The 16,778-nt window shown below is 71.6% G+C and carries 9 protein-coding genes and 1 pseudogene; 6 read left to right on the plus strand and 4 right to left on the minus strand.

Annotated elements, in window-relative coordinates; translation table 11 throughout:
- The first annotated feature begins 113 nt into the window (after positions 1-113).
- Positions 114-320 carry a hypothetical protein gene (locus Q7A36_RS19410; protein ID WP_305105391.1) on the plus strand — a complete coding sequence of 69 codons (207 nt, stop codon included), beginning with the start codon at positions 114-116 and terminating at the stop codon, positions 318-320.
- Between the two features lie 76 nt (positions 321-396).
- Here Q7A36_RS19410 and Q7A36_RS19415 read toward each other — a convergent pair whose 3' ends face one another.
- The 4 genes and pseudogenes from Q7A36_RS19415 to Q7A36_RS19430 form a co-directional block, all read right to left on the minus strand.
- On the minus strand, positions 397-2,076 hold the full coding sequence (locus tag Q7A36_RS19415) for a thiamine pyrophosphate-dependent enzyme (RefSeq protein WP_305105392.1): 1,680 nt from the start codon (positions 2,074-2,076) through the stop codon (positions 397-399).
- 76 nt (positions 2,077-2,152) lie between these two features.
- Positions 2,153-2,997: pseudogene (locus Q7A36_RS19420) on the minus strand (Bug family tripartite tricarboxylate transporter substrate binding protein).
- Positions 2,998-3,101: 104 nt separating this feature from the next.
- Positions 3,102-4,310, minus strand: a complete 1,209-nt coding sequence (locus Q7A36_RS19425; RefSeq protein WP_305105393.1) for a glycosyltransferase family protein — start codon at positions 4,308-4,310, stop codon at positions 3,102-3,104.
- Positions 4,311-4,645: 335 nt separating this feature from the next.
- Positions 4,646-6,439, minus strand: coding sequence for a glycosyltransferase (locus Q7A36_RS19430; RefSeq protein WP_370655684.1), 1,794 nt, complete (start codon positions 6,437-6,439; stop codon positions 4,646-4,648).
- Positions 6,440-7,633: 1,194 nt separating this feature from the next.
- Here Q7A36_RS19430 and Q7A36_RS19435 point away from each other — a divergent pair.
- The 5 genes from Q7A36_RS19435 to Q7A36_RS19455 form a co-directional block, all read left to right on the plus strand.
- Positions 7,634-8,815, plus strand: coding sequence for a glycosyltransferase family 4 protein (locus tag Q7A36_RS19435; RefSeq protein ID WP_305105394.1), 1,182 nt, complete (start codon positions 7,634-7,636; stop codon positions 8,813-8,815).
- Between the two features lie 7 nt (positions 8,816-8,822).
- On the plus strand, positions 8,823-9,965 hold the full coding sequence (locus tag Q7A36_RS19440; protein ID WP_305105395.1) for a glycosyltransferase: 1,143 nt from the start codon (positions 8,823-8,825) through the stop codon (positions 9,963-9,965).
- 163 nt (positions 9,966-10,128) lie between these two features.
- Positions 10,129-14,772 (plus strand): beta strand repeat-containing protein, encoded by a 4,644-nt coding sequence (locus tag Q7A36_RS19445; protein WP_305105396.1) that lies wholly within the window; start codon positions 10,129-10,131, stop codon positions 14,770-14,772.
- Between the two features lie 369 nt (positions 14,773-15,141).
- Entirely contained in the window at positions 15,142-15,771 is a 630-nt protein-coding gene (locus Q7A36_RS19450) for an XrtA/PEP-CTERM system exopolysaccharide export protein (protein WP_305105397.1), read from the plus strand.
- 4 nt (positions 15,772-15,775) lie between these two features.
- A partial coding sequence (locus Q7A36_RS19455) for an XrtA system polysaccharide chain length determinant (protein ID WP_370655683.1) occupies positions 15,776-16,778 on the plus strand: 1,003 nt, incomplete at its 3' end.

Here is a 16,778-nt window from a genome sequence, read left to right on the forward strand (position 1 = left end):
CTCACGAAGGCATCATGCGCCATGGCACAGACCGCGCCTGGGCGCGGCGTCAGGCTTGTTGCGCCCCACGGCCATTCCGCCGAGGGGACAACGCCTGGCATTTGAGGATACTCATGGACAAGACCGACAAGCTCGTCCCGCTGGACGATGCCGCGCTCGACCTGGTCGGTGGCGGCGGCGCCAGCCTGGCCCTCGCGACCAAGCTCGTCACCGCGGATTACGACGGCCCGCTCTGCGGCACGCGCTATCCGGGCTGGGTGCCGATTCCGATCCCCGGCCCGGGGCCCGGGCCCATCCTGACCGCCGGCACCGCGATCTAGCGCGCTGCCGCAGGCCGGGCGGCCCCGACGGGCCGCCCGGCGCAGCAGGCTGAGCGAGGACGGGTCGGGACGCGCCTCAGCCATGCAGCCGCGGCGCGCCGCGGCGGCGCCAGGCGCTCATCTGCTCGGCGCTGGTATGCACATGCACCACCACCGGCCGGTCCTTCACCCCGAAGGCGCGGGCGATGGCGGCCTCCACCTCGGCCTCGGTCGAGATGGTGATGCCCTCCGCCCCGAAGACGCGCGCCCATGCCGCGAAATCGGGATTGGTCAGGCGCACCGCATTCTCGTAGGGGCGGTTGGGGTAGCGCACCTCGTGGTGCATGCCGATGGTGCCGTAGCGCTTGTTGTCGCTGATGATGATGATCGGCGCCGCGCCGTACTGCATGGCGGTCGCGATCTCGTTGCCGCTCATCAGCGCGCCGCCGTCACCGACGAAGGCGATGGCCTGCTTCCCCGGCCGGCGGATGGCGGCGGCGACCGCCATCGGCACGCCCGCGCCCATGGCACCCACCACCGACGACAGGAAGTTCTGCCCGGGGCGGAAGCCGATGTAGCGATGGATGAACGAAGAGAAATTGCCGGCATCCGAGGTGACGGCGGCATCCGGCGCCAGGTGTTTCGCCACCTCGACGCAGATGGCGGCGAAGTTCACCCCGTCCGGCATGCTGTCCCAGTCCGGCGTCATCAGCTTGCGGTGGATGCCATGCAGCCCGGCGACCCAGCCGCCGCGCTTCGCCGCATCGGCCGGCGCACCGCGCCGCAGCAGGGCGCGGATGACGGAGGCCGGCTCGGCGGCGAGGCCGAGATCGGGGCGGAAGACGCGGCCGATCTCGTTCGGGTCCGGCCAGACCTGCACCAGCGGAAGCTGCGGGTCGGGGGCGGTCGGGAAGCTGTAGGACTGGCTGACGGAATCCGTGATGCGCTCGCCGAGGGCGACCAGCAGGTCGGCCTTCCTCATCTCCTCGACGAGCTGCTTCGGCACGCGGATGCCCATATAGCCGCCGTAGTTGGGATGCGTGGAATCGAAGAGCTGCGGCCGGCGATGCGTCGGGCAGACCGGCAGCATCCACTGCTCGGCGAGCTGCCGCAGCTCCTCCAGCGTCTCCCCGCTCGCATTGGCCAGCGCGCCGCCGACCCAGAGCAGTGGCCGCTCGGCCTTGGCCAGCATGTCCGCGAGCTGGTCGAGATCCTCGGCGCGCGGGCCGCCGAACACGCGAGGCCGCGGCCTGGCGACGGGCGCCTCGGTCAACTCATCGAAAATGTCCTCCGGCAGGATGACGGCGACGGGGCCGGGCGTGCCGCTCTCGGCGAGATGGAAGGCGCGGGCGATGCTCTCGCTGGCCTGCACCACCTCGTTCACCTCGATGACGTCCTTGGTCACGTCGGAGAGGAATTTTGAGTAATTCTGCTCCTGCAGCGCCAGCCGGCCGAAATCGCGGCGCTCCACCTGGCCGCAGAGGACGACCAGCGGCGTCGCGTCATGCCAGGCCGTGTGCAGCGAGACCAAGGCATTGGAGAGGCCAGGGCCGCGGGAGACCAGCAGCACGCCGGCGCGGCCGCCCTGCATGCGGCCGTCGGCGACCGCCATGAAGCCGGCGCCGCCCTCGTGCCGGCAGACGATGAGGCGGACCTCCGGCGTCTCGGTCAGCGCATCGGTCAGGCCGAGGAAACTCTCGCCCGGCACCATCCAGATGGTGTCCACGCCATGCGCGATCAGGCTCTCCGCGAGGACGCGGCCCACGGTTCTCGACATTTGCTTCCTCCCAATCCCTTCTTCGCACCTGCGATCCGGACCTCCGCGTCCGCCGGCGCTCCGGTCATCGCCGGCGTCATTCCCCGCGGATCTTGGCGTCCGCCGCCACCTGCTGCCACTTCGGCACGTCGCCCTCCAGCAGCCGCATCAGCCGCTCCGGCCCGGTCAGCGGCGGCGCGGTGCCGGCGAAGCGCGCCTGCGCCTCCGGCAGCGCGCGCAGGGTGGCCGGCGTCTCCGACAGGCGGGCGATGATCGCATACCAATTCAGCGCGACATAGCCGGGTACGCACTCCTTGGTCGCGGGCGTGTCGGGCAGGTCGGCACCCGCCGCTCCGTTGCCACGCCCAGCGGCCGCGCGCCCTTCGCGCACACGCGGCAGGGTCTCGACCGGCGAGGCGAAGACCATGCCGGTCGCCCCGGCCGGCAGCGCGATCATCGCCGGCGCCGCAACTCGGCAGGAGACATGCTCGAGCCTGCTGCCCGCCACCGGGACGAAGAACGCGCCCGAGAGGTGGCTGGAGGATCCGGCGCCGCCACCACGTCCTGCACGCTGTGCCAGGGGCCGTCGGTGCGCACCACCATCGGCGTCGGGATCTCCGCCATCAGGCTCACGCGCGTCGGCGCCGTGCGGGGATCAAGGCCCTGGCCCGGATCGAGCGCGGGCATGGAGGCGAGCGAGGCGCCGGTCGGCAGGAAGGCGCTGCCATCGGGCGGCGACTGGATGACGGCGCGGATGCCGATGCTGCCGCCCGCGCGCGGGCGGTTGTCGATCAGGAAGGGTCGGCCGAGTCGCCCGCGCGATTGCTCCGCCAGCCGGCGGCCGATGCGGAGGGGGCGTCCGGGCCGGGTCTCCTCCGCCCAGTCCGGCCGGCGAGCCGCAGCGCAGGCAATGCCGGCAGGCCGCGGCGGTGCACGCGCCATGCCTGTCGGGCGTGCCGCTTCAGAGCCTGCCAGGCACTTCTCGGCTGTCTCCTGGCCAGGGCCGGTGCCGTCGCGTTACACCGGGACATCCCGGCAAACAGGCATCACCGCCCATTCGCCGGCGTCAGCAGGCCAGGGTAGCCCTCGGCCACCATGCGGCGGTACTGCGCCGTCAGAACGGCCGGATCGCGCGTCGCCCGCGCGCGCTGCAGCGCTTCAACCTGTCGCGCATAGCGGTCGGGGTCGGGACGGAGGATCACCTCCTCGATCCTGGCTTGCAGTTCCGCCTCATCCTCGCAGAGCAGGCCGATATCCCCGTAATCGGCAAACATCTGCTCGGTGAGCGGCACGCGCATCGTGATGATCGGCCTCAGCCAGGTCAGCGCATCGATCACCGCGCCGCTTGCCGAGAGGTCGTAGTAGCCTCGCCGGAAGGGCAGGACGATGTAGTGCAGGCTGCCGAGCCGTTCGGCGAATTCGGCCCGGGACAGGCGGGTGGTCATCGGTGGAAGCGACAATGCCGCGAAGGCGGCAAGATCGACCCCGTCCGGCACCCGGCCGACATGCACGAAGCTTGCCCGGTCGCCATGGCGGGTTCGGATATGGTCTGCGATGCGCAGGAAGGTGTCCATGCCCTTGTCGGGTGTGCCCAGGCCGACATAGCCGAAACGGAGGGGTGGCGAGAATCGGGCGGGCTCGGCGGCGGCTTCGGCCGGGTTGATGGGAAGCGGCAATGCATCCGTCCTGGGCCCGGCGCGCGACACGCGCTTCGTGAGCGCCACATTGATCCCCTGTTCCAGCACCAGGAAGCGCAGCGGGACCGGATAGCGCGCATCGAGCGAGGCGCGCATGTCGATGGAGCGGGTCAGCGGATTGCGGGACCGCCAGCCGAATGCGTCGTTCAGGTTGCCGTGCAGGCAGACCTGCACCGCGGCGCGGCGGCCGGAAAGACGCGCGGCCCAGGCGGTGGCGAAGCTGCCAGTCGCTGTCGTGGACATGAGGAAGACGAGATGCGCCTCCCCCGCCGGCGCCGCGCGCAAGGCTGCACGCACGATGCGGAATTCCTGCTGCAGCCGGGCCCAGGAAACGACAGCCGGCCGGTTGCGCCAGAGCGACGGAATCTCGATCGGGACAAGGCGCAGGTTCGGCAGCGCGGTCAGGGCCGGGTCCCGCCGCAGTTCCTCGAGATGCGACGGATCCGCATGGAACAACACCTGCTGCTCCGGCCAGGCACGAGCGATGACCTGCGTCGTGGCGCTGTTGCCAGGAGCATGCACGGTGTCAGTCCAGTTCGTTTCGAAGATCAGGATCATGCGGGGCTATCGACCTTGAGCTGACGGGAACGCCAGAAATCCGCGGCACGGTCTCAAATCCTGCCCGCGCCAGACCTCCCGGATCGCCACTTGAGGTTGCATTCGGCTGGGCGTCTGCATAGCGGAAGCGATGGGCCCTTGGGGCAGAAAACATTCGGCCTTTGCAAAAAATCCGCGTCGCAGGCAGCAAGGACGACGGATCGCGGCGGCACGCGGATCTCCGGGGTAAGGGCTTGCTGCTGCTGGTGCGGCCCGTGACAGAGGGCCGCCGGGGTCCGGGCGGGCGAACCGGTCAACCAAAGACCCGGCGAACGGAAGCCGGCCCGGCCTGGCACTCAGCCCGCGGCGACCGGCTCCGGCATCGGCACGGCCGCCTGCGGGCCGAAGCGCACCTCCTGCCAGGTCGCCGGCCGGCCACCCGCCTCCTCGCGGAAGAAGGCGTAGAACTCGTCGAGCCAGGCGAGGAAGCGGCGCACGTCATCGGCCGTGCGGGTATAGGGCGTGTTGCCCGGCACCAGGGAGGGCGAGTGGTAGGTCAGCACGAAGACCCGCTGCCCCTCGGCCAGCATGTGCCGCACCAGGCGCTTCGCCTCCTCGATCGTGATCCCCTCGGGGCTGAGGCGGATACGCTCCAGCAGGCCGAGGCGTGACAGCGCCGCGCTGACCGCGAGGCGCTGCGCGAGCGGGTGGAAGACGAGCGGGGCCAGGCGCTGGCCGTGCCGCGGCCCCAGCCGGCCGACCAGCCCGGCCGAGGCCGGCACCTCCAGCAGGGTCCGCTCGCGGTCGATCCAGTGCGGCCGGGCGGAGACGGTCCAGCGGCCGGGCTGCCAGTCGGCGCCCTCGGGCGGCCAGCAGACCGAGACGCTGCTGTCCACGAGGTAGCCGAGGCGCTTGAGGATGTCCCCGGTCCGCCGGCCGGCGCCGAAGCGGCCGGTGCGGTAGATGCGGGGCGTGACGCCGAGATGCTCGCCGATGGCCTCGGTCAGCCGGCGCGCCTTCTCGTATTCCAGCGCCGCCGGCAGGTTGCCGACATAGCTGGCATGCTCGCTCACCTGCTCGAAGAAGGGCGGGTTGACCCAGGGGTGCAACTGCGCGCCGACATCGCAGAGCCCGTCGCGCAGCATCTCCCGCAAGGGGGCGCGGCCATGCGCCTGCGACACGATGGGCCAGTCCGCGAGGTAGACCGGCACGACGCCGTGCCGCTCGAAGACCCGATGCGCCAGGTGCTGCGCCGCCATGGCGCGGACATCGACGGTCTCGCGCGAGAAGGGGCGGCTCCAGTCGAAGGCTTCCTCGGCATCCACCGTGGTCAGCAGCAGCGGCGGCCCGGGCGGCGGCGGGGCCGGGGCGTGGAAGCGCGCATCGACTACCGAGGCGGTGCAGCCGAGGCCGGTCTCCGGCAATCCGGCGACCGGCAGCCTGATCATGCGGTCGGCAAGACCGTAGATCTGCAGATAGCGGGCGGCGATGCCGCGCATGCCGAAGCGTTCCCGCGCGAGGCGGCGCGCCGCGGCGCCGATGCGCCGGCGCAGCGGCGGGTCGTCCAGCAGCCGCAGGGTGGCCGCGGCAAAGCCGTCCTCGTCGCGGAACAGGAAGCCGGTGCGGCCCTCGAGGACGAAGTCGTCGTTCACCCCGGGCAGGTGGCGGACGACCACCGGCAGGCCATGCGCCATGCCCTCCGGCACCACCGTGCCGAAGCCTTCGAGCCGGGAGGCGAAGACCAGGATGTCGGCGGCAGCGAACCAGGGATGCGGGTTGCGCTGCTCGCCGGCGAAGACCACCGCCTCCGCCAGGCCCAGCCTTGCGGCGGTCTCGTGCAGTCGCGCGGCATAATCGGGTTCCACCACCGGCCCGACCAGCACGAGCCGGAGGCGCGGGTGGCGGGCGCGCAGTCGCGGCAGCGCCTCGATGAGGAGGAGGGGGTCCTTTCGCTCGACGAGGCCGCCGACGGAGAGCAGCACCGGATCCTCCGGCGCGGCACCGATGGCCGCGCGAATGCGCGCGCGCTCGGCCGGCGGCTGGGGCGGGGCGGTGATTCCGCAGGGGACCAGGTGGCAGCGCTCGGCCGGCGCAAGTCCCCGCGTTTCCGCGTCGAGCTTCGGGCTGATGCTGACATAGGCCTGGAACAGGCCGAAGCCGCGCCGCGCGAGGCCGCGCGAGGCCGCGCAGGCGGGGCCGGTAGTGCGAGATCAGCACCGGCAGGCTGTCGTCGAGCGTCGCCGAGAGCACCAGGCGGCGGCCGGCGAGGCGCGCCAGGAGATAGCTCACGAAATACCAGTCGGCGTGGGTGCGGACATGCACGGTCTCGTAGCGGTGCAGGTTCCGCAGCATCCACCACGCCAGCCGGAGATGCAGCGCGAGCGAGCCGAGTGGGCGGGCCGAGAGATAGCTGATCCGGCTGAGGGTGGAGCAGGCGGCCTCGGCCGCCAGGTCCGCGGGCGCCGGAGTATGCGTGACCAGCAATTCGTGCTCGACGGTCGGGGCGAGTTCCTGCATCACGGCGCTCGAGCGTTCAAGGAAGACGCCTTCGCCGGTGAAGGCTGGCCGATAGTATTTCAGGACATGCAGGACCCGGTCGCGCCGCCGTGTTGTTGCCTCGCCACGCATGGTCGGTCCCTCGTTTCGGGTCACCCGTCGCAGCACCACCAGCAGCGGAACTGCACAGGACGGCCGTTGCCGGGATTCTCTACGGTCCGGGCCTCAGCGTATGGTTTAACGACTTGTGTAATGATTGTCTAACGGTTGTGAAGACTGGTTTTGCCTCGATCGCCATTTGCTGGAGTGCCGCGGCGAAAGGCGCGGGCCCTCTTGCCGGGCGCGCCATGCGCCCATCGCTGCCGCGAGGCGGCGAGGTCCTGGCGTCGACACCTCGCATCCCGCCGGGACACCGCGGGACGGGCCCTTCGGACCCTGGCCAGCGCGCAGGTCGCCCTGGCTGGTGAGGCGACCATCGCCTCTGGCACGCAGGCCCGGGCCCCGGCTCCGGCCCTGGCGCCCCGGCCACGACAGCGCGGCCGCAGCCGCCACGCATCCCGGCAGGACAAATCCTGCACCGCGAACCAGACAGGCGGCCATCCGCCGCGACAGGCCAGCCAGGAGGCAACCTCGGCGAGATCCGCAACGGATGTGCCGGTTCCGTGACGCATTGGCCGCTGGCACCCCGCGCTTGTCATCCGCGCGTCTTTGACGCGGTGGCGACAAATAGGCTAATCCACGCTTCAGACATTCAACCGTGCATTAGAGCAAGAGGCCTGGATGGGGCGGCAGGGTAGCGGCCATCGCGGAGACGGGATCGTACCGCGCCCGGGTGGTGGGCTGGTGGCATGAGGATCCTCTACAGCCACCGCATCCAGTCGCGCGACGGCCAGGGCGTGCATCTGCAGGCGCTGGTGGATGCCCTGCGCGCGGAGGGACACGAGGTCCGCGTGGTCGGCCCTTCCGGCTTCGAGAAGGCCGAACTCGGCGGCGAGAGCCGGCTGGTCGCCCTGCTCCGCCGCTGGCTGCCGCCGGCCGCGGCCGAACTGGCCGAGCTCGCCTATAGCCTGCCGGCCACCCTCCGCCTCGCCCGCGCCGCGGCGGAGTTCCGGCCCGACGCGCTTTATGAGCGCTACAACCTCTTCTACCTCGCCGGCGCCCTGGTGGCGCGGCGGCGCAACCTGCCCTTCCTGGTCGAGGTGAATGCCCCGCTGGCCGAGGAGCGGACCCGCCACGGCAACCTCCGCCTCCGCCGCCTCGCCCGCTGGACCGAGGCCTTCGTCTGGCGCCGCGCCGACCGCGTGCTGCCGGTGACCGAGGTGCTGGCCGGCCATGTCGCTGCCGCCGGCGTGCCGCGCGAGCGCATCGCCGTCATCCCGAACGGCATCCACCCCGAGGAATTCGCCGCCCCCGCCCTGCTGGCGGCCGAGCCCAAGGCCGAGCTGGTGCTCGGCTTCGTCGGCTTCGTCCGCGACTGGCATGGGCTGGATGCGGTGGTGCGGGCCATCGCCGCCTGGCAGGGCACGCCGCGCCTCTCGCTGCTGGTGGTGGGCGAGGGGCCGGCCCGGCCGGGGCTCGAGCGCCTCGCCGCCGAGCTTGGCATCGCCGATCGGGTGCGCTTCACCGGCCTCGCGGCACGCGAGGCAATCCCCCGGCTGGTCGCCGGCTTCGACATCGCCCTGCAGCCGGCTTCCGTCGCCTATGCCTCGCCGCTCAAGGTCTTCGAATACATGGCGGCAGGGCGCGCCATCGTCGCGCCCGACCAGCCCAATCTGCGGGAGATCCTGGAGCACGAGCGCACCGCCCTGTTCTTCGATCCGGCCCGCCCCGGCGCGCTGTGGGAGGCGGTGCTGCGCCTCGCCACCGATCCCGGGCTGCGCGCGCGGCTCGGCGCCGCGGCGCGGGAGGAGGTCGACCGGCGCGACCTCACCTGGGAGGGCAATGCCCGCCGCGTCGTCGCCCTGGCCGAGGCCGAGCGGCGGCGGCGCACCGCGCCGGACGCGGCGCTCGGCCAGCCCGTGACCGGCTGAGCCGGGCATGCTCCTGCCTGGCGACATCGCGGTGCCGCCGGGCACCGCCCCGCTGATCCTGCACGTCTTCCCGACCTTCGCGGTCGGCGGCGCGCAGGTGCGCTTCTGCGCGCTGGCCAATCGCTTCGGGCCACGCTGGCGGCACGTGATCGCCTCCCTCGACGGCCGCGTGGACTGCGCGGAGCGGCTGGCGCCCACGGTGCCCTTCGCCCTGCTGCCGGCACCGGTGCCGCGCGGGCTGGATCCGCTCCGCGCCGGCTTCCGCATCCGCGCCCTGCTGCGCCGGCTGCGGCCGGCGACGCTGGTGACCAGCAATTGGGGCAGCATCGAATGGGCGATCGCCAACCTGGCGCCGCCTCGCATCCACCATGTCCATACCGAGGACGGCTTCGGCCCGGACGAGGCGGCGGGCCAGAAGCCGCGGCGGGTGCTGGCCCGGCGCCTCGCGCTGCGCTGGAGCACGCTGGCGCTGCCCTCGACCGTGCTGCTGCGGGCGGCACGCGAGGCCTGGCGGCTGCCCGAGGCGCGGCTGCATCACATCCCGAATGGCCTCGACCTCGCCCGCTTCCGGCCGGACGGGCCGCCCGCCGCCATCGCGGTGCCGGGCGAGGGGCCGGTGATCGGCACCGTCGCCGCGCTGCGCGCCGAGAAGAACCTGGGCCGCCTGCTGCGCGCTGCCGCCCTGCTGCGCGCCGAGGGTCTCGGCTTCCGCCTGCTGGTCATCGGCGACGGGCCGGAGCGGCCAATGCTGGAGAGGCTGGCGGCCGAACTCGGCCTTGGCGGCACGCTCTTCGCCGGGCATGTGCCGGACCCGGCCGCGGCCTATCGCGCCATGGACCTCTTCGCCCTCTCCTCCGACACCGAGCAGATGCCCTTCTCGGTCATGGAAGCGATGGCGAGCGGCCTGCCGGTCGCCAGCACCGATGTGGGAGACGTCCGGGTGATGCTGGGGCCCGGCCATGCCGCGCAGGTCGCGGCGCTCGACCCCGGCGCGCTGGCCGCGGCGCTGCGGCCCTTGCTCGCCGATGCGGCGCTGCGGGCGCGCCTCGGCGCGGCGAACCGGCTGCGGGCCGAGCAGGCCTATGACCAGGAAACCATGTTCAAGGCCTATGCGGCGCTGCTGGAGCGCGGCCGCGATCCCGCCTGCTGAGCAGACCGGCACGGCGCACCGTCACCGCTGTCCCGATGCGGCGAAGCATCTGCCGTCATTCGATCGAGACAGGAAAGTGATATAACCGGTAGAGTTCGATTCACGTGCGTCCTCCACGCTCGATTCTGCAGCCCGGTCTGCCGATCGTCAGAAGGAGGACTCCTTGCCCGGCACAGTCACCGCTCCTTCCCTGGCTCGGCTGGGCGCCGGCGACCTCGCCAGCCTAGCCTTCCAGAACGCGGGCACCGCGACCCTGGCGGGGGGCATCACCACCTTCGGCCAGAGCTTCCTGCAGGGCGAACTGCCGGCCGGCACGGGCCTGGTCGCGCGGATCGGCGGCCAAGCGGTGTCGGTGCAGTTGGACGTGAAGACCACCTGGCCGGACGGCTCGGTGAAGATGGCCGTGCTGTCGGTGGCGCGGCCGGAGATTGCGGCAGGCGGCGCGCTGGACGTGGTGCTGGCCCGGGCCGGCACCGGGGCGCCGCTGGCCGGACCGGCGATCGATCTCGCCCAGGCGATCAAGGCGCACAGCTTCAGCCTCGACATCACGCTGGCCGGCAAGCCTGCCGTCACGGTGGATGTGCTGGACGCGTTGCAGAAGGCGCTTGCCGACGGCACCGCGTCCTTCTGGCAGAAGGGCGCGCTGGCGACCCAGGCGCGGGTCGAGATCCCGCTCGCGGGCTCGCAGCGCCTGGTCTTCGACGTCACCGCCTTCAAGGGCGGCGGGATCGAGGTGGAGGCGCAGTTCAACAACGACCGTGCCATGGAACTGGCCGGTGGCCGGGTGGACTACAGCCTCGCCGCGAGGCTCGACGGCAAGCAGGTCCTGCAGGAGACGGTGAGCCAGGGCCAGTACCAGAACTGGCACCGGACCTTCTCCGACGGACATGACGGCGGCCAGGGCCTGGGCAGCCCGGAGGCCGGCTGGCTGAACATCCAGCAGGACGTCGCCCGCCTCGAGAAGATCGGCGCCGTCGCCGACTACGACCTGACGATCGGCATAGCCGAGGCCAGGCTGCAGGCCTGGTACGCCGCCACCCAGGCCGCCGGCTGGGGCGCGCCGCTCGCCGCCGATGGCGTGACGCAATACTTCCCGGCCACCGGCTCGCGCCCGGATATCGGCGTCGTCACCCAGGCCAATACGGCCTGGCTGACGACGCAGGATGCCCGCGCCGCTGCTTATGCCATGGGCCAGGCCGAGGCGGCCGGTGCCGTGCCCTGGAATTACTACGACCGCGCCAACGGCACCTGGCTGAACCCGACCGATTACCCGAAGCTCTGGATGGATCCGCGCGGCGGGACCGGCAAGCCCGGCGATCCGAAGGCGACCGGGCCGACGCAGCTTGCCGACAGCCTGACCGGCTGGAGCCCGGACCGCGCGCACCAGCCCGACCTGTCCTTCGTGCCCTACATCCTGACGGGCGAGCGCTGGATCCTGGACAATCTCCAGGCTCAGGCCGCCTTCAACCTCACCTCGGTCTGGCCGGCGCAGCGCGGCACGGCCGGCGATGTCATCGTCGATGACCAGCAGGTCCGCAGCATGGCCTGGGGGCTGCGCGAGATCGAGAACGCGCTCTGGGCCACGCCGGACGGCACGCCGGAGAAGGCTTGGCTGCAGCAGGTCTCCGACGACAATTGGAGCTTCCTGGTCAGCCATATCCCGGCCTGGACCGCCGCGGAGGGCGAACTCCATGGCTACCTGCCGACCACGACCACCCCCAACATCGCCCCCTGGCAGCAGGACTTCTTCGCCAGCACGGCCATCGCCGCGGCCTCCCGCGGCAATGCCGAAGCGATGACCTACCTGAACTGGGCCAAGAACTTCCTGATCGGCCGCTTCGAGCAGGCGGACAATGGCTTCGTCCTGAATGACGGCATGGCCTATAGCCTGGTGGCCGCCGACCCCGCGACCGGCCTCCGCTACAAGACCTGGGCCGAGGTCGGCGCCGCGACGCGGGCGGCCGGCCAGTCGAACGGCGATGGCTGGAGAGCCAGCGAGGGCTATTACGGCCGGCTCGCCCTCACGACCCTCGCCGGCATCTATTTGCTGACCGGCGATGAGCGCGCCGCCCGAGCCTATTACCGCCTGGCCGAGCAGAGCCCGCCCTTCACCACCGCCGCGTCGATCGCCAGCGACCCGCAGTTCTCCGTCATGCTGCCGGGCGTCTATGGCGGCACCGTGCTCGGCACCGCCGGCGACGACATCAAGGTGCTGAAGAGCCCGGCCGCCACGCTCAAGGCCGATCTCGGCCCCGGTCAGGACCGCCTGGAGCTTCCGGACGGCAACAACACCGGCACGGTCGCCAATACCGAGACCATCATCGCCGGCAAGGGTAGCGACAGGATCACCCTGATCACGCCGCTCGCCGGCGGCAAGGTGGATCTCGGCGGCGGCAGCGACAGCCTGACCCTGGCCGATGGCGGCAACAGCCTGCAGGCCCTCAACGTCGAGACGATCATCGGCGGTGCCGGCTTCGATGCCGTGACGCTCGGCGAGGGCGGCGCCATCGTCACGGTCGGCAATGCCGAATTGCTGACCGGCGGCGCGGGCAATGACGTGGTGACGCTGACCGGGAGCGTCGCCGGCGTCACCGTGAATCTCGGCGGCGGCAGCGACCGGCTGCTCGTCGCCGCCACCGGCAATGCCAGCCTGACGGTGCGCAACGCCGAGACCATCCTCGGCAGCAATGGCGCGGAAGCGGTGGTGCTGGGCGCGCCCGTCGCCGGCGGCATGGTGGACCTCGGCGGGGGCCGCGACCAGCTCACCCTGTCCTCGGCCGGGCCGAACGGCATCACCGTCGGCAATGTCGAGAGCATCCTCGGCGGCGCGGCGGCGGATACCGTCACGCTGGGCGGGGCGAGCCGGGGCGCGGTCATCGACCTCGGCGGCGGCGCCGACCGGCTGCTCCTGGCCAATGCCGCGAACGACGTGCTGGTCTCCAGGGTCGAGACCGTGACCGGCGGCACGGGCAACGACACCGTCACCTTCGGCGCGCCCATCGCCGGCGCGGTGGTGGACCTCGGCGGCGGCCAGGACCGCCTGGTGCTCGCCTCCGGCGGGCCGAACAGCCTGCGGGTCAGCAATGTCGAGACCATCATCGGCGGCGACGGCGCCGACGACGTCACCCTGCTGACCGTGCTCAATGGCGGCACCGTCAGCCTCGGCCCGGGAAACGACCGGCTGACCCTGTCCTCCGCCGGGGCGAACAAGGCCGGCATCGGCGGGGTCGTGACTCTCATCGGCGGCAGCGCGGATGACGCCATCACCCTCACCGCCGGCATCTCGGAGGGGCAGGTCGATCTCGGCCAGGGCAGCGACAGCCTCGCCCTCGCCGGGGCGGCGAACAGCCTCACGGTACGTGGCGTCGAGACGCTGACCGGCAGCGGCGGCGCCGATCTGGTGACGCTCGGTGCCGCGGTGAACGGGATGGTGGTCGACCTCCGCGGCGGGCCCGACCGGCTGACCTTGTCGGGCCTCGGCGCGAACGTGCTGCAGGCCGCCGGAGCCGACAGCATCATCGGCGGAGCGGCCAACGACACGGTCACCCTGACCGCGGCGATGAATGGCGGGCTGGTGGACCTGGGCGGCGGGAGGGACCGGCTGCTGCTGTCCTCGACCGGTCCGAACACCCTCACCGTCAGCAATGCCGAGAGCGTCACCGGCGGGTCCGGCAACGACAACGTCACCTTCGGCGCGCCGATCCTCGGCGCGGCGATCGATCTCGGCCTGGGCACGGACCGGCTGACGCTCGCCTCCGGCGGGCCGAACGGCGTCACCGCCAGCGGCATCGAGGTCATCACCGGCGGCAGCGGCGCCGATACGGTCACCCTCGGCACGGCGGGGACGGGCTATGTGATCGACCTGGGCGGCGGCGAGGACAGGCTGGTGCTGTCCTCCGCCGGCGCGAACGGGATCACCGCCCGCAACCTCGAGACCATCCAGGGCGGGTCTGCCAGCGACACCGTCACCCTCGGCACCGGGATTGTCGGCGGCTTCGTGGACCTCGGCGACGGCCAGGACGTGCTGGTGCTCGGCGGTGCGGAGAACAGCCTGACGGTGCGCAACACCGAGAGCATCACCGGTAACGGTGCGGCCGACACGGTCACGCTGGGCACCGCGATGGTCGGCGGGGTGGTCAACCTCGGCAATGGCGCGGACAAGCTGGTACTGTCCTCGGCCGGGCCGAACACGCTCTCGGTCGCCAATACCGAGACCATTCTCGGCGGCGCGGCGGCCGACGACGTGACCCTGACCACGGTGACCAGCAACGGCATGGTCGACCTCGGCGACGGGGTGGACCGGCTGACGCTCGCGACCACCGGGTCGAACAGCGTCACCGTCGCGAACGTGGAGGCCGTGATCGGCAATGCCGTCGCGAACCGCATCCTTGTCACGGGCGCGGTTTCGGCTCGGGTGGATGCCGGGGCAGGGAACGATACCCTGACGGGCGGCGACGGCGCCGATACGCTGATCGGCGGTGGCGGCATCGACCTGGTGACGGGCGGCAAGGGGGCCGACCACTTCGTCTTCCTCGCGGCAGGCGACAGCCCGGTGACGACGCCGAACTCGATCCAGGACTTCCAGCCCGGGGTGGACAGGCTGGTGTTCCAGGGGCTGCTCACCGGCAGCTTCGCCTGGCTCGGCGGCGCCCCGTTTACCGGCGGCGGCAATACCCAGGCACGCTTCGTCGCCGCCAGCCAGACGCTGCAGATGGACCTGAACGGCGACGGGACGGCGGACATGGCCGTCAGGCTCACCGGCGGCCTCCCGGCCGGATTCTCGGCCAGCGACTTCGCCTGGAACTGACGGTGCGGGTGCCGGCCCTGCACGGACGGCCGGCACCACCCTGAGACACACGAATCAGCAACCCCTTCCGGTCAGACCGGATTGCCCCCGGGCATGGATGTCCGGCGGCAATCCGTCTTGGAAGCAACGGCCGGGCGCCTTCGGCCGCGCGGGAGGCCGAGCGATGCAGCAGGACGATCGCGCATGCCCGGCGCCGGCGCGGGTGACGCTCGTCGGGCCACACCGGACGGTCGTCGCTTTTGGTTGCCAATATCGCTCTGTGCAACTACCCACACACCGCGAAATGTGCTAAAGAAGCATTCATATTCAATCCCGGGGCGTATTCGGTCGGCGCGCCGTCCTTCCATCGACACCGACAGGAGGCAGGGCATGGCGCCCTATCCATTCCGTACCAGGCTGGCCTGCGCCGCCCTGCTTGCCCTGCTTGCCGGCGCCTGTTCCTCCGGCCGGCCGCCGGAGGCGGCGCCCGACGCCGCCGCGGCGCCCTCCTCCAACTACCTGATCGGCCCGGGCGACAATCTGCAGGTCTTCGTCTACCACGCGCCCAAACTGAGCGTGGATGTGCCGGTGCGGCCGGATGGGCGGATCTCCATCCCGCTGGTCGCCGACATCGAGGCGGTGGGCCGCACCCCCGCCGAACTCGGCAAGCAGATCGAGGGCCGGCTGAAGCAGTATGTGCGGGAGCCGAACGTCACCGTCATCGTCCGCTCCTTCGTCGGCCCGACCAGCCGGCAGATCCGCATCGTCGGTGAGGCGGCGACGCCCCGCAGCATCCCCTACCGGGACGGGCTGACGGTGCTCGACGTCATCATCGAGGGCGGCGGGCTGACCCGCTACGCCGCCGGGAACCGTGCCCGCATCATCCGCCGGGAGCCCGGAAGCGACTCCCAGCAGATCATCCCGGTCCGGCTTTCCGACCTGCTGCGCGACGGCGACATCACGCAGGACGCCCCGCTGCGCCCGGGCGACACGCTGGTGATCCCACAGGGCTGGTTCTGAGGCCATGCTGATCCTCGGAGAGATCCGTCGCTACGCCGCCGCCGGGTGGCAACACCGCTGGAAGGCCCTCATTCTCGCCTGGGTCGTCTGCCTGGCGGGTTGGGCAGTCGTGCAGGCGCTGCCGAACCAATACCGGGCCGGCACCCGCATCTATGCCGATGCGGACGCCATCCTCGGCCAGTTGCTGCGCGACATCGCTGTCGACCCCGCTCCGGCCAACCAGGTGGACCTGCTGACGCGCACCTTGCTGAGCCGTCCCAATCTCGAGCGCATCGCCGCCCGCACCGGCCTCGACCTCCGGGCCAGCGGTGCCCGCGCGCGCGAGCGGCTGCTGGAGAAGCTCGGGCGCGACATCCAGATCGGGACGCAGTCGAAGAACCTCTTCACCTTCTCCTACATCGATCACGACGCCCGCATGGCCCGCGACGTGGTGCAGGCGCTGCTGACCTTGTTCATGGAGCAGGCGACCGCGAACGACCGGCAGCAGATGGAGAATGCGCGGAATTTCGTGAACCAGCAGATCGCTGCCTATGAGGCCCAGTTGCGCGAGGCCGAGCAACGCCGTGCGGAGTTCCGCAGCCGCTACCTGGACCTGCTGCCGAGCGACGCGGCCGGCGGCCTGACGAAGCTGGAGCAGAGCCGGGCGAAGCTGCAGCAGTTGCGCGGCGATCTCACCGACGTGGTCAACCGGCAGGAGACCCTGCGCAAGCAGCTCGAGCAGACGCCGGCCATGGTCGCCGACCAGGTCATCGGCGGCGGTGGCGGCGGGGGCGGCGATCCCCGCATCCTGGAAGTCGAGCGTCAGTTGAGCGAGCTCCGGCTGACCTACACCGACCAGTATCCGGCGGTGGTCGCGGCGCGGCGCCAACTGGCCGAATTGCGGGCCTCCCCCCTGCCGGCAGCCACGGCCGGCAAGCCGGCAACCGGCGGCCGCGTGGGCGGGCTGCAGCGCCCCAACCCGCTGCATGAGCAACTCCGCATGCGGTTGCTGGATACCGAGGCCAACA

This window comes from Paracraurococcus lichenis (genome assembly GCF_030657435.1).
In the GTDB taxonomy this organism is placed as follows: Bacteria; Pseudomonadota; Alphaproteobacteria; order Acetobacterales; family Acetobacteraceae; genus Paracraurococcus; species Paracraurococcus lichenis.